Origin of the sequence: Tepidimonas fonticaldi (assembly GCF_007556755.1) — a bacterium.
GTDB classification, from domain to species: Bacteria; Pseudomonadota; Gammaproteobacteria; order Burkholderiales; family Burkholderiaceae_C; genus Tepidimonas; species Tepidimonas fonticaldi.
Map to the genome: position 1 here is coordinate 79848 of NZ_VJOO01000008.1, position 15749 is coordinate 95596.

The 15749-nt window shown below is 68.6% G+C and carries 18 protein-coding genes; 6 read left to right on the top strand and 12 right to left on the bottom strand.

The annotated features are described in order from the left end of the window. Positions 1-4 precede the first annotated feature (4 nt). From Tfont_RS06015 to Tfont_RS06030, 4 genes are all read right to left on the bottom strand, one after another. Entirely contained in the window at positions 5-1027 is a 1023-nt protein-coding gene (locus tag Tfont_RS06015) for an NAD(P)H-dependent glycerol-3-phosphate dehydrogenase (protein WP_143968759.1), read from the bottom strand. A gap of 58 nt (positions 1028-1085) precedes the next feature. Next, positions 1086-1544 carry a protein-export chaperone SecB gene (gene secB / locus Tfont_RS06020; RefSeq protein WP_068608952.1) on the bottom strand — a complete coding sequence of 153 codons (459 nt, stop codon included), beginning with the start codon at positions 1542-1544 and terminating at the stop codon, positions 1086-1088. 142 nt (positions 1545-1686) lie between these two features. Beyond that, positions 1687-1953: a glutaredoxin 3 gene (grxC, locus tag Tfont_RS06025; RefSeq protein ID WP_143968760.1), complete on the bottom strand. Its 267-nt coding sequence runs from the start codon at positions 1951-1953 to the stop codon at positions 1687-1689. A gap of 24 nt (positions 1954-1977) precedes the next feature. Then, entirely contained in the window at positions 1978-2388 is a 411-nt protein-coding gene (locus Tfont_RS06030; RefSeq protein ID WP_068608948.1) for a rhodanese-like domain-containing protein, read from the bottom strand. 108 nt (positions 2389-2496) lie between these two features. Here Tfont_RS06030 and gpmA point away from each other — a divergent pair, with 108 nt between their 5' ends. From gpmA to Tfont_RS06045, 3 genes are all read left to right on the top strand, one after another. Next, on the top strand, positions 2497-3240 hold the full coding sequence (gene gpmA, locus Tfont_RS06035) for a 2,3-diphosphoglycerate-dependent phosphoglycerate mutase (protein WP_143968761.1): 744 nt from the start codon (positions 2497-2499) through the stop codon (positions 3238-3240). A gap of 86 nt (positions 3241-3326) precedes the next feature. Then, a complete protein-coding gene (locus tag Tfont_RS06040; RefSeq protein WP_143968762.1) occupies positions 3327-4790 on the top strand; it encodes a S41 family peptidase in 1464 nt (487 codons plus the stop codon). Between the two features lie 7 nt (positions 4791-4797). Beyond that, the gene (locus Tfont_RS06045; protein WP_068608942.1) at positions 4798-5559 is read left to right on the top strand and encodes a HesA/MoeB/ThiF family protein; all 762 of its coding nucleotides are present in this window, start codon (positions 4798-4800) and stop codon (positions 5557-5559) included. On the opposite strand, the gene Tfont_RS06050 is transcribed toward Tfont_RS06045, so the two are convergent. From Tfont_RS06050 to Tfont_RS06080, 7 genes are read right to left on the bottom strand one after another with little or no spacing between them, the layout of a single operon-like run. Continuing rightward, positions 5492-6454, bottom strand: coding sequence for a DUF429 domain-containing protein (locus Tfont_RS06050; RefSeq protein WP_143968789.1), 963 nt, complete (start codon positions 6452-6454; stop codon positions 5492-5494). The two genes, Tfont_RS06045 and Tfont_RS06050, sit on opposite strands and share 68 nt — an antisense overlap. Positions 6455-6472: 18 nt before the next feature. Next, a complete protein-coding gene (locus Tfont_RS06055) occupies positions 6473-6898 on the bottom strand; it encodes a BLUF domain-containing protein (protein ID WP_068608940.1) in 426 nt (141 codons plus the stop codon). Between the two features lie 4 nt (positions 6899-6902). After that, complete coding sequence (gene folE, locus Tfont_RS06060; protein ID WP_143968790.1) at positions 6903-7622, bottom strand: GTP cyclohydrolase I; 720 nt, start codon at positions 7620-7622, stop codon at positions 6903-6905. 41 nt (positions 7623-7663) lie between these two features. Next, the gene (gene clsB / locus Tfont_RS06065) at positions 7664-8914 is read right to left on the bottom strand and encodes a cardiolipin synthase ClsB (RefSeq protein ID WP_260682291.1); all 1251 of its coding nucleotides are present in this window, start codon (positions 8912-8914) and stop codon (positions 7664-7666) included. Then, positions 8911-9678: an endonuclease/exonuclease/phosphatase family protein gene (locus Tfont_RS06070; protein WP_143968763.1), complete on the bottom strand. Its 768-nt coding sequence runs from the start codon at positions 9676-9678 to the stop codon at positions 8911-8913. Before Tfont_RS06070 ends, clsB begins: the two co-directional genes overlap by 4 nt. Before the next feature lie 15 nt (positions 9679-9693). Continuing rightward, entirely contained in the window at positions 9694-10155 is a 462-nt protein-coding gene (gene nudB / locus Tfont_RS06075; protein WP_143968764.1) for a dihydroneopterin triphosphate diphosphatase, read from the bottom strand. A gap of 13 nt (positions 10156-10168) precedes the next feature. Further along, complete coding sequence (locus Tfont_RS06080; RefSeq protein ID WP_143968765.1) at positions 10169-11455, bottom strand: HD domain-containing protein; 1287 nt, start codon at positions 11453-11455, stop codon at positions 10169-10171. A 188-nt stretch (positions 11456-11643) separates the two neighbouring features. On the opposite strand from Tfont_RS06080, the gene Tfont_RS06085 reads away from it, so the two are divergent. From Tfont_RS06085 to Tfont_RS06095, 3 genes are all read left to right on the top strand, one after another. Next, positions 11644-12480 (top strand): flagellin N-terminal helical domain-containing protein, encoded by an 837-nt coding sequence (locus Tfont_RS06085; RefSeq protein ID WP_143968766.1) that lies wholly within the window; start codon positions 11644-11646, stop codon positions 12478-12480. Positions 12481-12625: 145 nt separating this feature from the next. Further along, on the top strand, positions 12626-14035 hold the full coding sequence (gene fliD / locus Tfont_RS06090; protein ID WP_143968767.1) for a flagellar filament capping protein FliD: 1410 nt from the start codon (positions 12626-12628) through the stop codon (positions 14033-14035). A gap of 145 nt (positions 14036-14180) precedes the next feature. Beyond that, positions 14181-15023: a flagellin N-terminal helical domain-containing protein gene (locus Tfont_RS06095; RefSeq protein ID WP_143968768.1), complete on the top strand. Its 843-nt coding sequence runs from the start codon at positions 14181-14183 to the stop codon at positions 15021-15023. 24 nt (positions 15024-15047) lie between these two features. Here the strand turns inward: Tfont_RS06095 and Tfont_RS06100 are convergent, their stop codons facing one another. After that, positions 15048-15737, bottom strand: a complete 690-nt coding sequence (locus Tfont_RS06100; protein ID WP_221934270.1) for an acylneuraminate cytidylyltransferase family protein — start codon at positions 15735-15737, stop codon at positions 15048-15050. Positions 15738-15749 lie beyond the last annotated feature (12 nt).

Genomic DNA, 15749 nt, shown 5'->3' on the forward strand with positions numbered 1-15749 from the left:
GACATCACTCCGCCACCGGATCGCGCGCCATCAACCGCGCGACCGCATCGCGCGGCTGCAGGGCGCCGTCCAGCAGCGCCACCACGGCATCGGTGATCGGCATGCGCACCCCCAGCGAACGGGCGCGCTGCGCCACGGTGCGCGCGCTGTACACCCCCTCGGCCACGTGCCCGAGCGAATCCACCGCCTGGGTCAGCGTCAGGCCCTGGGCCAACAGCAGCCCGACCTGGCGGTTGCGGCTCAGGTCGCCGGTGGCGGTCAACACCAGATCGCCCAAGCCGGACAGGCCCATGAAGGTCTCAGCCCGCGCCCCGAGCGCCAGCCCCAGGCGGGTCATCTCGGCCAGGCCGCGGGTGATCAAGGCCGCCCGGGCGTTGTGCCCCAGACGCAGGCCATCGCACAACCCGGTGGCGATGGCCATGACGTTTTTGACCGCACCGCCGACTTCGACGCCGACGATGTCGTCGTTGGCATAGACGCGCAGGGTCGGGCCATGGAAAGCGGCCACCAAGGCGTCGCGCACCGGGGCCTGGGCACCGGCCGCCACCAACGCCGTCGGCAGGCCGGCCGCCACTTCCTGCGCAAAGCTGGGGCCGCTCAGCACCCCGACGCGCAGGTCCGGGGCCACCCGGGCGGCGATTTCGTGCCCCAACAAGCCGTCGGCGCTGGGCTCGCACGCTCGCTCGAAGCCTTTGCACAGCCAGGTGACGGGAATGTCGCCACGGCCCGCGGCGGGCAAGGCGCCGGACAGCCACTGCAACCATTGCCGCAACCCCGCCATCGGGGTGGCGATGACGACCAAGTCGGTGGCCGCCAGCGACGGCGCCAGCGATGCCGGGTCGCCCCCGTCGCACTCGAGCGACTGCGGCAATGCCGCCCCCGGCAGATAGCGGGCATTGACGCGCTCGCTTTGCAGACGCTCGGCCTGCGCGCGGTCGCGGGCCCACAAGCGCACTCGGTGGGTGCCGGCCGCCGCGATGGCGAGGGCCGTCCCCCAGGCGCCGGCGCCGATCACGGTCAGGTGCATGGCAGCGGCAGAAAAGCGGTTGGCGACAGGGCGGGCCGGTCACCCGCCGCGGCGCCCATCAGGCGGTGACGATGCGCGGCGCGTCGTCCTGCTGCTGGGCCTGCTGCTGCTCGTACATGGCCTGGAAGTTGATCTCGGCCAAATGCACGGGCGGGAAGCCGGCGCGCGTGATCACGTCGGCCACGTTGGCGCGCAGGTAGGGATAGATGATCTGCGGGCAGGCGATGCCCATGATCGGGCCCATTTGCTCCTGCGGCAGGTTGCGGATCTCGAAAATCCCCGCCTGCTTGCACTCGACCAGAAACACGGTGCGCTCACCGATCTTGGTGTGCACGGTGGCCGCGACCGCCACCTCGTACACGCCATCGGCCACCCCCTTGGCTTCGACACCCAACTGGATGTCCACGCTGGGTTGCTGCTGCTCCAGGAAGATGGCAGGGGAGTTCGGCTGCTCCAGCGAGGCCTCTTTCAGATAGATGCGCTGGATCTGGAAAACGGGGGTTTGATCGTCGGACATGGTCGAAGTCGGTTGAGCGGCACCCGCCGGCGGCGGATGCCCGGGTATAGCCGCCCCCAGGAGTGCGGGATGCGCCGCACGGGGGCCGGCGAGACGGGTGGATTATGACAGCGGCAACCGAGCCGGCGGGGAGCGGCCGACCTCAGCCGCCCTGACCCTGCAGCAACGGCACCAGGCCGCCGCGGGCATCGAGGGCGTGCAGGTCATCGCACCCCCCGATGTGGCGCCCGTCGATGAAGATCTGCGGCACGCTGGTGCGCCCGACCAGCCGCGCCATCTCCTGGCGAACCTCCGGCTGGCCATCGACGTTGATCTCCTCCCACTCGGTCACGCCGCGCGCGCGCAACAGCGCCTTGGCCCGGTGGCAATAGGGGCAGTAGTCACTGCTGAAAATCTTGACATGTGCCATGCGGTTGCCCTTTGCGGTGCGCGATCAGGCCTTTTGGACCGGCAGGTTGGCGCCGCGCCAGGCGGCCATGCCGCCCGACAGCGAGACCGCCTTGTCGTAACCCAGCTTCTTGGCGATGGCCACGGCGCGGCGCGAGCGCATGCCCGACGCGCACACCAGCACCAGCGGCGTCGCCTTGTTTTTGACGGCCTGGGGCAACTGCTGCTCCAGCGCGTCCAGCGGAATGTTGCGCGCCCCCGCCACATGCCCGGCAGCAAACTCGGCGGGCGAGCACACGTCGATCACGGCCGCCTTCTCACGGTTGATGAGTTGCACCGCCTCGGTCGGCGACACACCCGCTCCGCCCGCCGCGCCGCCCAACGCCGGCCACATGAGCATCACGGCCGAGCCGACCGCCACCGCCACCAACATCCAGTTTTCGATCAAAAAATCCACGGTCCGCCTTGGTTTGGAATCGATCGGGACAGCCCCGTCCCGGCAGACCGGTATTCTAGAATGTGGGTTTTCCCTTTGTCGCCCCACCCGGGAATCCCCCCTGCCGCCATGCACAAGCTCGTCCTGATCCGCCACGGAGAGTCCACCTGGAACCTCGAGAACCGCTTCACCGGCTGGACCGATGTCGACCTCACGCCCACGGGGGTGTCGCAGGCCATGTCGGCGGGGCGGCTGCTCAAGGCCGAAGGCTGGGACTTCGACCTGAGCTTCACCAGCGTGCTCAAGCGCGCCATCCACACGCTGTGGTACGTGCTGGACGAGATGGACCGCGTCTGGCTGCCGGTGATCAAGGACTGGCGGCTCAACGAACGCCACTACGGCGCCCTGCAGGGCCTGAACAAAGCGGACATGGCCAAGCAATACGGCGACGAGCAGGTGCTGGTCTGGCGCCGCAGCTACGACACGCCGCCGCCGCCGCTGGCCCCCAACGACCCGCGCGGCCAGCGCCAGGACCGGCGCTACGCCGCCCTGCCGCCGGAGCAGATTCCCCTGACCGAGTGCCTGAAGGACACCGTGGCGCGCGTGGTGCCCTGCTGGAACGACACCATCGTGCCCGCCATCCGCAGCGGCCAGCGCGTGCTGATCGCCGCGCACGGCAACTCCATCCGGGCGCTCATCAAACACCTGGACGGCATCTCGGACACGGACATCGTCGGGTTGAACATCCCCAACGGCATCCCGCTGGTGTACGAGTTCGACGACGACATGAAGCCGCTGCGCCGCTACTACCTGGGTGACGCCGTCGCAGCGGAAGCGGCCGCGGCCGCCGTCGCCCGCCAAGGCAAAGCCTGAGCCCAGGCCCCGCCCGACGGGAACCGCGCCGGCGCGCCGCCGGTCCAACGTGTATAGTGGCGCGAGACGCGACGACAGGGATTGCGATGGGGCAGAAACTGAAGATTGCCGGCTGGGTGGCCCTCGGGGCGCTGGCCGGCGCACTGACGACGGTGCAGCTGCAGGCGACCGCGCGGGCGACGCTCGCGCCGCTGCCGCTGGAAGAACTCCAGCAACTGGCCGCCGTCTTCGGCATGATCAAGAGCGACTACGTCGAGCCCGTCGACGACAAGAAGCTCATCACCGACGCCATCGTCGGCATGGTGTCGTCGCTCGATCCCCACTCGCAGTATTTCGACCGCAAGAGCTTCAAGGAATTCCGCGAAGGCACCTCCGGGCGCTTCGTCGGTGTGGGCATCGAAATCACGATGGAAGACGGCCTCGTCAAGGTCGTCACGCCGATCGAGGACTCGCCCGCCTTCCGCGCGGGCCTCAAGGCCGGTGACCTCATCACCAAGATCGACGACACCGCCGTCAAGGGCCTGACCATCAACGACGCTGTCAAGCGCATGCGCGGCGAGCCCAACACCCAGGTGACCCTGACCGTCTTCCGCCGCGACGAAAACCGCACCTTCCCGGTGACCATCACGCGGCAAGAGATCAAGACCGTCAGCGTGCGCGCCAAGGTGGTGGAGCCCGGCTACGCCTGGGTGCGCGTGTCGCAATTCCAGGAACGCACGCTGGAGGACTTTGCCCGCAAGATCGAAGAGATCGCGCGCTCGGAGCCCGCGCTCAAGGGCCTGGTGCTGGACCTGCGCAACGATCCGGGCGGGCTGCTGGATGCGGCGGTCGGCCTGTCGGCGGCCTTCCTGCCCGACAACGCCGTGGTGGTCACGACCAACGGCCAGCTGGAGGAAAGCAAGGCCACCTACCGCGCCACGCCGCGCGACTACCTGCGCCGTGCCGGCAACGACCCGATCGCGCGGCTGACGGCGCAAACGCAGGGGCTGTTCAAGCGCATCCCGATCGTGGTGCTGGTCAATGAGGGCTCGGCCTCCGCCAGCGAGATCGTCGCCGGTGCGCTGCAGGACCACAAGCGCGCCGTCATCATGGGCAGCCAGACCTTTGGCAAGGGCTCGGTGCAGACGGTGCGCCCGCTCGGCCCCGATACGGCGCTCAAGCTCACCACCGCGCGCTACTACACGCCCAGCGGCCGCTCCATCCAGGCCAAGGGCATCGTGCCCGACGTGTGGGTGGACGAAACGCCCGAAGGCAACCTGTTCGCCGCGCTGCGCACGCGCGAGGCCGACCTCGAGAAGCACCTGGCCGGCCCGGACGAGGCCAAGTTGACCGAGGCCGAGCGGGAGGCGCTGCGCCAGCGCGAGCGCGAACGCGAGCAGGCGCGCCAGCGCCTGGAAGAAGAGCAGCGCAAGAACCCGGGCGCGCGGCTGCTGCCGGAGTTTGGGTCGGACAAGGACTTCCAGCTCCAGCAGGCGCTCAACCGTCTCAAGGGCCTGCCGGTGGTGGCCAGCAAGACCGCCGCCGAGCGCCCTGCCAAGGCCGACAACTGACGCTCGCATGACCGACGAGCAACTGCTGCGCTATTCGCGCCACATCCTGCTCGACGACATCGGCGTCGAAGGCCAGGAGCGGCTGCTGGCCGCTCATGCGGTGATCGTCGGCGCGGGCGGGCTCGGCTCGCCGGTGGCGCTCTATCTGGCCAGCGCCGGGGTGGGCCGCATCACCGTGATCGACCACGACACGGTGGACGCCACCAACCTGCAGCGCCAGATCGCGCACGACCTGTCGCGTGTGGGGCTGCCCAAGGCCCTGTCGGCGCAGGTGGCCATGCGCGCTATCAATCCGGAGGTGCGCATCCAGCCGCTGCTGCAGCGCGCCGACGACGCCGTGCTCGACGGTGTGTTGCCCGGCGCCGATGTGCTGCTGGACTGCACGGACAACTTCCGCACCCGCCACCTGATCAACCGCGCCAGCGTGCGGCACGGGGTTCCGCTGGTGTCGGGGGCGGCGATCCGGTTCGACGGGCAGTTGTCGGTGTACGACCCACGCGATCCGCACTCGCCCTGCTACGCCTGCCTGTTCCCGGAAACCGAGGGGCTGGAAGAAACCCGCTGTGCGACCATGGGCGTCTTCGCGCCGCTGGTCGGCATCATCGGGACGATGCAGGCGGCCGAGGCGCTCAAGCTGATCGTGGGCTTGGGCTCGCGCCTGATCGGCCGGCTGCTGATGCTGGACGGCCGTGGCATGGCGTTCACCGAGGTGCAGCTCGCCCGACACCCCGACTGCCCGGTGTGCGGGCCGCGCCATCGGCCGGCCTGACGGGGGCCGACACTCCCGCCGTTACCCCCGCCGTGACGATCCATCCTTCCAAGGGATCGAACGGCGGCAGACCCCAGCAGGGGTGACCGGCCTCGTGCTGCAGGCAGCCCCAAGCCGCTTGCACCAGACACAGCACGGCGTCCAGGGCATCGCCGCGGGGGTCGTCCACCAGCGCCTCGTGCTGCGCCGGGCTCAGATGCAGGCGCAGGCCCGCTGCGGCCAGCAGCGGTGCGGTTCCGGCCTCCAAGGCATGGAGCAGGTCCTTGCGGGCGATCAGGCGCTCCGGGGTCTGCCGGGCCCGCTCGTCGCTTTTGTACGACCGCGGGCCCAGCACGCTGCGGGCCAGCAGACCCGGATAGGCCTCCAGCGCCACGCGATCCGAGCCGCCCGGCGGCTCGTGCAATCCGGGCAACGCCACCCCGGCCGCCAACAAGCGCGGCACGCCCGCGTGCAGCATGTAGGCCACCGGCGGGTTGACCCACTTCATGCTGGGGCTGGAGCCGGCCGGGCCATCGGTGGCGCGGTGCGCCAGCTTGGCCCCCGCCGGCCGCGCCGCGCAGTAGGCGGCAAAAATTTCGCGGATCTGCGAGCGCGACAGCCCCGCATAGTGGGCCATGCAGGCCCGCCACGTCGTCGGCCAGCCCAGGGCCTGCACCAAGGCCCGCGGCAGCCCAAACGGCAAATCGAAACCGCCCACCCACGGGCCCGGGCGCTCCAGCGCGGCGGTCCATGTGGCCAGCGACGCAAAGCGCTCCAGCCCGTCCAGCACCACGCGTCGGCCGCGATCACCCTGCCCCACCACGCGCCCCACGGCATGCACGATGGGCTTGCGCGCCGACGGGGCGCTGGTGAAGTCGCACCCGAGCAGCCGCGGGCGCTCCGCCGGGGTCGCCAACGCCGGCCTCTCGGGCACTCAGACGCGGCCGATGATGCTGGCCGTGGCCATCAGTTCTTCCAGCAGCGCCAGCGACACCTGGCCCGAGACGGTGTAGGGATCGAACTCCGGCCGCTCGGAATACTTCAGCACGATGGACGTGTTGAGCTTGGTGAGGTTGACCTGCCCCATGGTCCAGCCGCCAAAGCGGCGTTCGGTGATTTCTTCGTAGAGCAGCAGCTCGACATCCTGATGGCGCGGATCGTCGACGATCTGCTTGTACAGCCGGTTGACCGCACTGCGCCCCCCCTCGATGGCCTGCAAAAAGATGCCGCCGCCGTAGCACAGGATCCCGGTAATGCCGTTGTGCAGATTGTGGCGCCGCGCCGAGGCCAGGATCGACTCGATGGCGTGCGAGGTGTCCGGATCCACGGCCCGGCTGACATAGAGCAAACGCACCAGCATGGCCTCAGCTCCGCGGAATCAGGGACAAGAACTCGCGGCGCAGGTTCGGATCTTTCAGAAAGACGCCGCGCATCACCGAGTTGATCATGCGGCTGTCCATGTCCTTGACGCCGCGCCACGCCATACAGTAATGGGTGGCTTCCATGACGATCGCCAGCCCGTCGGGCTGGGTCTTTTCCTGGATCAGGTCGGCCAGCTGCACCACGGCCTCTTCCTGGATCTGCGGGCGGCCCATCACCCACTCCGCCAGACGGGCGTATTTGCTCAGCCCAATGACGTTGGTGTGCTCGTTGGGCATGACGCCGATCCACACCTTGCCGATCACGGGGCAGAAGTGGTGGCTGCACGCACTGCGCACCGTGATCGGGCCGACGATCATCAGTTCGTTGAGGTGCTCGGCGTTGGGGAACTCGGTGATCGACGGCGCCGGCACATAACGGCCCGCAAACACCTCCTTGAGGTACATCTTGGCCACGCGGCGCGCGGTGTCCTCGGTGTTGTGGTCGTTGGCGGTGTCGATGACCATGGCATCCAGCACGGCCTGCATCTTCTCCGACACCTCGTCGAGCAGCTGCTCCAGCTCGCCCGGGCGGATGAACTCGGCGATGTTGTCGTTGGAGTGAAAGCGCTTGCGCGCCGCCCGGATCCGCTCGCGGATCCGCACGGAGACGGGCACGCCCTCGTCGGGCCGGGTGTCGTCGGTCATGGTCTCGGGGGCTTTCATGAGCATGCGCGGATGCTAACACCGGGTCATCAACCCCACCATCAGTACCGGTGCCCGGTCAAAAACAGCACCGCCCGCATGACGGCAAAGGCGATCCAATCCCGCGCGCGCTCGCGCCAGGGGCGACGCTGCAGGGACTCCATGTCGAGCGCCACCCCGGCGGTGCGCATCAGGTGATCGAGCCGCGCGCGCAAGTGGCGCACGAAGCGCGCATCGGTGGTGACGACGTTGGCCTCGCGCGCCAGCAACAGACTGATCGGATCCAGATTGGTGGAGCCCACGGTGGCCCAGCACTCGTCGGCCACCGCCACCTTGGCGTGCAGGGCGCTGGGTGCGTACTCGTGGATTTCCACCCCCGCGCGCAACAGCCATGCGTGCACCGGGCGCGGCGCGTGGTATTGCAAAAAGCGTTCGTACTTGCCCTGCACCAGCAGGCGCACGCGCACCCCGCGCGCTGCAGCCTGCGCCAGTGCGTGGCGCAGCCGGCGCCCGGGGATGAAATACGCATTGGCAATAATCAGCTCGTGCCGCGCCTGCGCAATCGCCTGCAGGTAGGCATGCTCGATGTCGTGGCGATGGCGCACGTTGTCCCGCCACAACACGGCCGCGGCGGCCCCGTGGATGGGCGGCACGCTCTCGGGATCGGTCGACGCCGCATCGCGCTCCGTCAACCAGCCGTGCCACCAGGCGTGCAGATCGTCGCCGGCCCGGGCGGCACGCCACGCCTGCCAGGCCGCGCGAAACTCGCGCTGGCGCGCCCGCCGCGCCGCGAGCAGGCGCCACCACAGCCGCTCCATCGTCGCCAGCATGTCGCTGACCAGCGGCCCGCTCACTTCCACGGCGTAATCCAGGCGGGGGACGGCCAGCCGGCCCAGCACCACGTCATCCCGGTCGTCGATCAGGTTGATCCCGCCGCAAAACCCCACCACCCCATCGACCACACACAGCTTGCGGTGCAGACGCCGCCATCGGCTCGGAATCAGCAGCCCGAGTCGCCCCAGCGGCGCGTAGATCCGCCACTGCACCCCCGCCGCCCGAAAGCGCTGCACCCACTCGGGGGGCACCTGGGGCGTGCCGACCGCATCGACCACCAGCCGCACCTGGACGCCGCGCCGCGCCGCGCGCTCCATGGCCTCAGCCACGGGCAAGGCATCGTGGGCAAAGACGAAGATGTACGTCTCCACATGGATCAAATGGCGCGCACGATCCATGGCCTGCACCATGGCCGGGAACAGGGCCCGCCCTCCCTCCAGCAGCCGCAGGCGATGCCCAGGACGCAGGGGTGCGGTCACGGCAACGCCAACTCCGCCACCAGCGGCAAATGGTCCGACCAACGGCCCCAACCGCCCCCGTGGGGGGCGGACAGCGCCCGCACCGCCACCCCGCGCGCATAAATGCGGTCCAGCGGCAGCAGCGGCCAACGCGACGGATACGTGGGCACGCGCGACCGCGGGGCCGTGTGCAGGCCCAGCGCCGCCATCGGCTCGTGCAGCCGCTCGCTCCAATCGTTGAAGTCACCGGCGACGACCAAGGAGGCATCAGCGGGCACGGACTGGTCGATGAAGCGCCCCAGCGCCTCCACCTGGCGCTCCCGGCTAGCGTGGATGAGCCCCAGGTGCACGACGATCACATGCAAGGTCCGCACGGGCGGACAGGTGGCACCGACCTCGCCCGCACCGCCCGGCACGGCCAGGCTGACATGCAACAACCCGCGCTGCTCGAAACGGTGATCCGACACATCCTGATGGCCGTGGGCCAAGACCGGAAAGCGGCTCAGCAACGCGTTGCCGTGCTCGCCATGGCGGGTGACGGCATTGGTGCGATAGACGACGTGGTAGCCCGGCGGGGCCAAGAACTGCGCCTGATCGCCAGCCGGCCAATGGCCAAAACGCCGCTGCAGCCGGCGATGAAAGGCCCGCACCTCCTGCAGGCAGACCACATCCGCCTGCAGCGTGGCCACGGCACGGACCAGGTTGTGGATCTCCAGCCGCTTGAGCGGCCCCACCCCCTGCACGCCCTTGTGGATGTTGTAGGTCGCCACGCGCACGGTCGTCATGCGCAAATCATGCCATCAGCCCTGCCGCAAGTACCGCGGCAGCCACAGAATGGCCTCGGCGTTGGAGGGCGAGAAGCAGCGATCCGCCGCCTCGCGCCACGGCAGCCAGAGGTAGGCCTTGTGCTCCCGGGGCGCCAGCCGCGCCGCCGTCCCCGGCGGCACGCACAGGCCGAACACCCGCTCGGTGTTGTGCGTCACCCCCGGTGCATACCGGTGGCGCCAGCGGGGGTAGATCGCGTACACATTCTCCAACCCCCAGTCGCTCAAGGCGCAACCCGCCGCGCGGGCGTCGATGCCGGTTTCTTCGGCCACCTCCCGCACCGCAGTCTGTTCCCACGGTTCCTCCGGCGTGTCCTTGGCTCCCGTCACCGACTGCCAGAAGCCCGGCGCATCGGCCCGCTCCAGCAGCAGCACATCCAGCGCGCTCGTGTGCACCACGACCAGCACCGATTGCGGGACCTTGGGCGGGCGGTCCATGCCGTCAGTGCCCTCAGCGCAACCCCGAACCGGGCGTGCGCGCAAAGGCCAGCAGCTTGACCATCTCGTCCAGATTGATGCGCGCACGCACCGACGACCCCGGCACCGCATCGGCGGGGGCATATTCCGGACGCGCGGTACTGACCAGCTTGGGCGCCCCCAGCGGTTCGCCCGCGCGGTTGGCCACCACGGCGGCGACAGGCGTGCCGGCCCGCGCGCCGCGGCGCAACACCATCGCCGTCTCGCCCCCCGTCAGGCGCACGAACGTGCCGGGGGGGTACAAGCCCAGCAACTGCACCAGCGCCAGCCCCACCTCGTCCTGCGCGCCCCCGGTGCGAAACAAAATCGCCGTGCGCGCCGCGTCCTTGGCCGTGCGGCCCGGGCGGCTGGCGCGCGGACTCATGGCCGCCGTGTAGCGGTCCAGCACCTGCACGATGTGCGCCAGCCGCTGGCCGGGCGGGCGTTGCGCCAACGCCACACCCGGCGCCAGGGGCGTGTGGTGCAAGCGCACCGCCTCCAGCCACAGCGGGTCGGCCACCCCCGCAGCACGCAGCAGCCGCTCGCCCTCCGCGGCGTGGGCGTCGATCTGCGCGCGCTGCACCGGCGATGGGGCCACACGCTGCTGCGCCAGCGCATCCTGCAGCCGCAACATCGCCACATTCATGCTCGCCGTGGCCAGCACCACGGTGCGCGACTCCTCCACCGACAGTTTGAGCAGCGGCGCCACCTGCCGCGCCAGCACCGCGCACTGCAGCGCGTGCAGCACGCTGTACTCGGCCGGGCTGGTGCAGGCGCGGTAGGTCAGCACCAGCGTGCTCGCCTCCGCCACCGCCTCGTTGGCGGTGAGCTGCCCAATGTCACGCCACAACTGCTCGAAGCGCGCCGGACTGTCCGCCGGTGCTACGCCGCCCATCTCGATGCCCGCCAGCAGCCGGCGCAGCCGCGCGGCCACCTCGGCACACTGCTCCGGCAGCGTACCGCGCAACGGCTCCGCCTCCTTGGCCACGCCGTCATCGCTCAACTGCACATAGCGGTCCAGGTCCTTGATCGCCCCGCCGCGCCGGTCCAGCTCCAGCAGCCCCGCCATGAAGACCTTGACCGCCAGCTCCGACTCTTCGAACGGCACGAAGACCTGCCGCCGCTCGCGCAGCAGACGCAACTGCTGCTCGTCCTCGATGCGCTGCCCTTTGGCCAGCAACACCCGCCCCTCCGCGTCCTGCAACGTGAACGGCAAAACCAAACCGATGCGCAACTGCTCCGTGGGCAGCGGGACGGGGGAGGATCGGTCGATTCGACTCATGCAGCACTCGGCAGACGAGGCCCACGCGCAGCACGCGACAGGCGTGCGCAGATTCTATGGGGAGGCCCTCAAGTTTTGCCGCGGGGGCCCGATATATCACTCAACCGGACACCAAACGGTTCAACGGCAGAAGGCACGGGGCCAACTGCGCTGGGCCACCCGGGTTGTCAACCACAGGAGCGACCGCTATGAGCCTGTCTATCAACACCAACGTCATCTCGCTGAACGCGCAGCGCAACACCGTCAACAACATGCAGTCGCTGCAGACGACCATGGCTCGCCTGTCGTCCGGCCTGCGCGTCAACACCGCCAAGGACGACGCCGCGGGGCTCGGCATCGCCGAGCGCATGAACAGCCAGGCGCGCGGCATGACCGTCGCCCTGCAGAACACGGCCGATGCCCTGTCGATGGTGGAGGTCGCCGATGGCGCCCTGTCCACCGTCACCGACGTGCTGCAGCGCATGCGTGACCTGGCCCTGCGCGCCGGCAACGGCACCAACGGCGCGGCCGAGCGCACCAACATCAACCAGGAGTTCCGCCAGCTCGCCGACGAGCTGACGCGGATCCGCGACCAGACCAACTTCAACGGCCAGGCCATCCTGGGCAGCGCCGCCGGCCAGTTCGTGTTCCAGATCGGCGCGCAAGGCGGACAAACCATTTCGGTGGCGTTCTCGGACCTGAACGGGGTTTCCGGCCTCAGCACGATCGCGAACACCCTGTCCATCGACGCGAGCACCAGCGCCGGAAACATCACCAGCATCTTGACGGTGCTGGACAACGCGATCCAGGGCATCGTCGGCCGCCGCGCCGAACTGGGTGCCTACATGAGCCGCTTCGAAAACGTCATGACCAACCTGCGCGTGGGCATCGAAAAACAAACCGCCGCCCGCGGCCGCATCATGGATGCCGACTTCGCCGCTGAAACCGCCAACCTCAGCCGCACACAGATCCTGCAGCAAGCCGGCACGGCTATGATCGCGCAGGCCAACCAGCTGCCGCAGAACGTGCTGGCTCTGCTGCGGTAACCACCACCTGCTGTTTGAGGACAGAAGGCCGGCACCAGTCGGCCTTCTGCACTTAAAACAGGGCCACCGCACACCCGCTGCTTCGCGGCTTGCCGAAGTTGCGCTCAAGGTATAAAAACGAGGTTCAGGAAACAAGGAGCACCCCATGGCCATCTCCTCCCCCGGCGTGGGCAGCGGCCTCGACGTCAACAGCATCGTCTCGCAGTTGGTGGCACTGGAGCGCAAGCCGATCGCCAACATCCAGTCGCAAATTGGGTCGCTGCAGTCCAGCGTCTCGGCTTGGGGGCAAATCAAGGCTGGTCTGGCCAAGTTGCAGGACGCCGCCGGCAAGCTCGCAACGGCGTCGACGTGGCAGGCCCTGCGCGCGCAGTCCAGCGCGCCAGATTCTGTTTCGGTCTCTGCGCAGACCGGCGCTGTCAGCGGCCAGTACACCGTGCAGATTCAGGCTCTGGCCCAGGCCCAGAGCACCCGCACCATGGCCTTCAATCTCGGCGAACAGATCGGCGAAGCGGGGCGGCTGGAGATATCGTCTGGCCAATGGAGCGGAGGCCTCTTCACCCCGGGCAGCGGCAGTCCGGTCAGCATCTCGATTGCCGCAACCGACACCTTGAGTACGATCGCCAGCAAGATCAACACCGCTGATGCAGGCGTGCGCGCGGTGGTGGTCCGCAGCGGCAACGAGGAGCGTTTGGTACTGCGGGGCACGAACACGGGGCAGACCAATGGGTTCGAGATCCGTGCTTTCGACACCGCAAACAATCTCGTCACGGATACGAGCACGGGTATCGGCCGGCTGGCCTTCTTTGAAGATGGCGGCGGACCGGTTGGCCAGACACTCGTGCAGAACGCCGCAGATGCTCAAGCGACCGTCGAGGGGATTGCGGTCGCCTCCGCGAGCAATACCTTCGATAACGTACTGTCGGGTGTCTCCTTCACCGCCAATGCCGTCACGTCCCAGCCGGTAACGCTCACCGTCAGCGATGATCGGGACAGCATGCGCAAGGCCATCGAGGACTTCCGCACCGCCTTCAACGACCTGAGCCGCACCATCCGCGACCTGACACGCAGCGATCCGACAGGCCAAGGCAATGGTCCCTTGCGCGGCGACTCTGCCGCTATAGGCATTCTGACGATGTTGCGCCGTTATGTGTCCGACACGGTCAGCGGCAACACCCCTGCCACGCTGAACGAAGCAGGCGTGTCCTTCGACCGCAATGGGCAGTTGGTCACCGACGCGACCCGGCTGGATGCGGCATTGGCCAACCCCCAGGGTCTCGCCGGTCTGTTTGGCAACGGCGGCGTGGGAGAACGGCTGCGCAACTTTGCACGGGATGCGCTCACAGCCAGTGGGTCCGCCAGCGCGCGCGAACGCAGTCTGCAAGACACGATCAAACGCAAAAACCAGGAGATCGACCGCATCAACGAACGCGTCCAGCGCACAGAAACGGCACTGCGCGCGCAGTACACCATGTTGGATACGAAGATGGCGGGCTACAGTGGCCTGAGCAGCTTTATCAACCAACAACTGGCGAGTTGGAGCGCGAACAAACGCTGACGCTCGGAAATAGGCACGCTAAGCCCCGTTAATCGGGGCTTTGTTTTTTTCTGGCTCGCCGATGATCACAACCATGGAGGCGCTGGACGGGCCCCAACCGCACGCCAGGCCACTGATTCCCTGGAACCACCGCTAGGAGCGCACCATGGCCCTGACCATCAACACCAACGTGATGTCGCTGAACGCGCAGCGCAACACCGTCAACAACATGCAGTCGCTGCAGACCACGATGGCTCGCCTGTCGTCCGGCCTGCGAGTCAACACCGCCAAGGACGATGCCGCCGGCCTCGGCATCGCCGAGCGCATGAACAGCCAAGCCCGCGGCATGACCGTCGCCCTGCAAAACACGGGCGATGCGCTCTCGATGGTGGAAGTCATCGACGGGGCGCTGTCCTCCGTAACCGATGTCCTGCAGCGCATGCGCGACCTGGCACTGCGCGCTGGCAATGGAACGAACGGCGGGGCAGAGCGGCTCAATATCAACCAAGAATTCCGCCAGCTCTCTCAGGAACTCGTGCGGGTGCAAAACCAGACGAGCTTCAACGGGCGCGCCGTTTTGGGCTCACAGGCTGGCTCGTTCGTTTTCCAAATCGGTGCGCAAGGCGGCCAGACGATCAGTTTCAACCTGACGTCGCTCGCCGGCCTGTCCGGTGTGAGCGGTGCGATGACCTCCGGGTTCTCGATCGCTTCGAATGCGACTCCATCCAACATCGCGTCGATTCTGGGCACTCTGGACACTGCCATCCAGGGCATCGTTGCCCGCCGTGCCGAACTCGGCGCCTACATGAGCCGGTTCGAGAACATCATGACCAACCTGCGCGTCGGCATCGAGAAGCAGCAGGCCGCCCGCGGCCGCATCATGGACGCCGACTTTGCCGCCGAGACCGCGAACCTCAGCCGCACGCAGATCCTGCAGCAAGCCGGCACCGCCATGATCGCCCAGGCCAACCAGCTGCCGCAGAACGTGCTGCGGCTGCTGCAAGGTTGACGTCGCGCATCGGCGGCGGCACACTCACGCGCCGCCGTCGTGCCGCAGCCGCTCGCGCAACAGGCATGCCGCGATCGTCAGATCCAGCGGTGTGTCGATGTCGATGGAGCGCTCGGGCGGCATCACGTACGCCACCGTCTCGTCCGTCAGGAACGACCGGGTACGCCGCAGCCAGTCGGCGCGGGCCACGTACACCGCCCCATTGAGCGCGTAGAGCAGCGGCGCATCCTGCCGCCGCTGTGGGCGCTCCCCCTCGGGGAGGAACGAGCGCAGTCGGCCTTCGCCGGACATGCGGAACATCCACCACGGCGGCGTCGCGGCCTCGGTGACGCTGACGCAGGCCGGCGCGCCCTTTTCCTGACAGAGCGCGAACGCCGCATCGATGTCCCGCGCCGTGCGCAGCGGCGACGTCGGCTGCAGCAGCGCCACCCACGTCACGCCAGGCAGTTGCTGCAGCGCGTGCAGCACCACGTCGATGCCGGGCGTCTCATCGCGCGCGAGCTCCGCCGGCCGCACGAACGGCGTCTGCGCCACCCATGCGCGCGCGACGTCGAGGATCCCTGCGTCGTCGGACGAGACCACCACCCGGTCGATGCAGGCCGCCTGGCGGGCCGCCTCGATGGTCCAGGCGATCAGCGGCTTGCCGGCCACCTCCCGGACGTTCTTGCCCGGCACGCCCTTGCTGCCCCCGCGCGCGGGAATCAGGGCGAGCACGGTTCCGCCGGC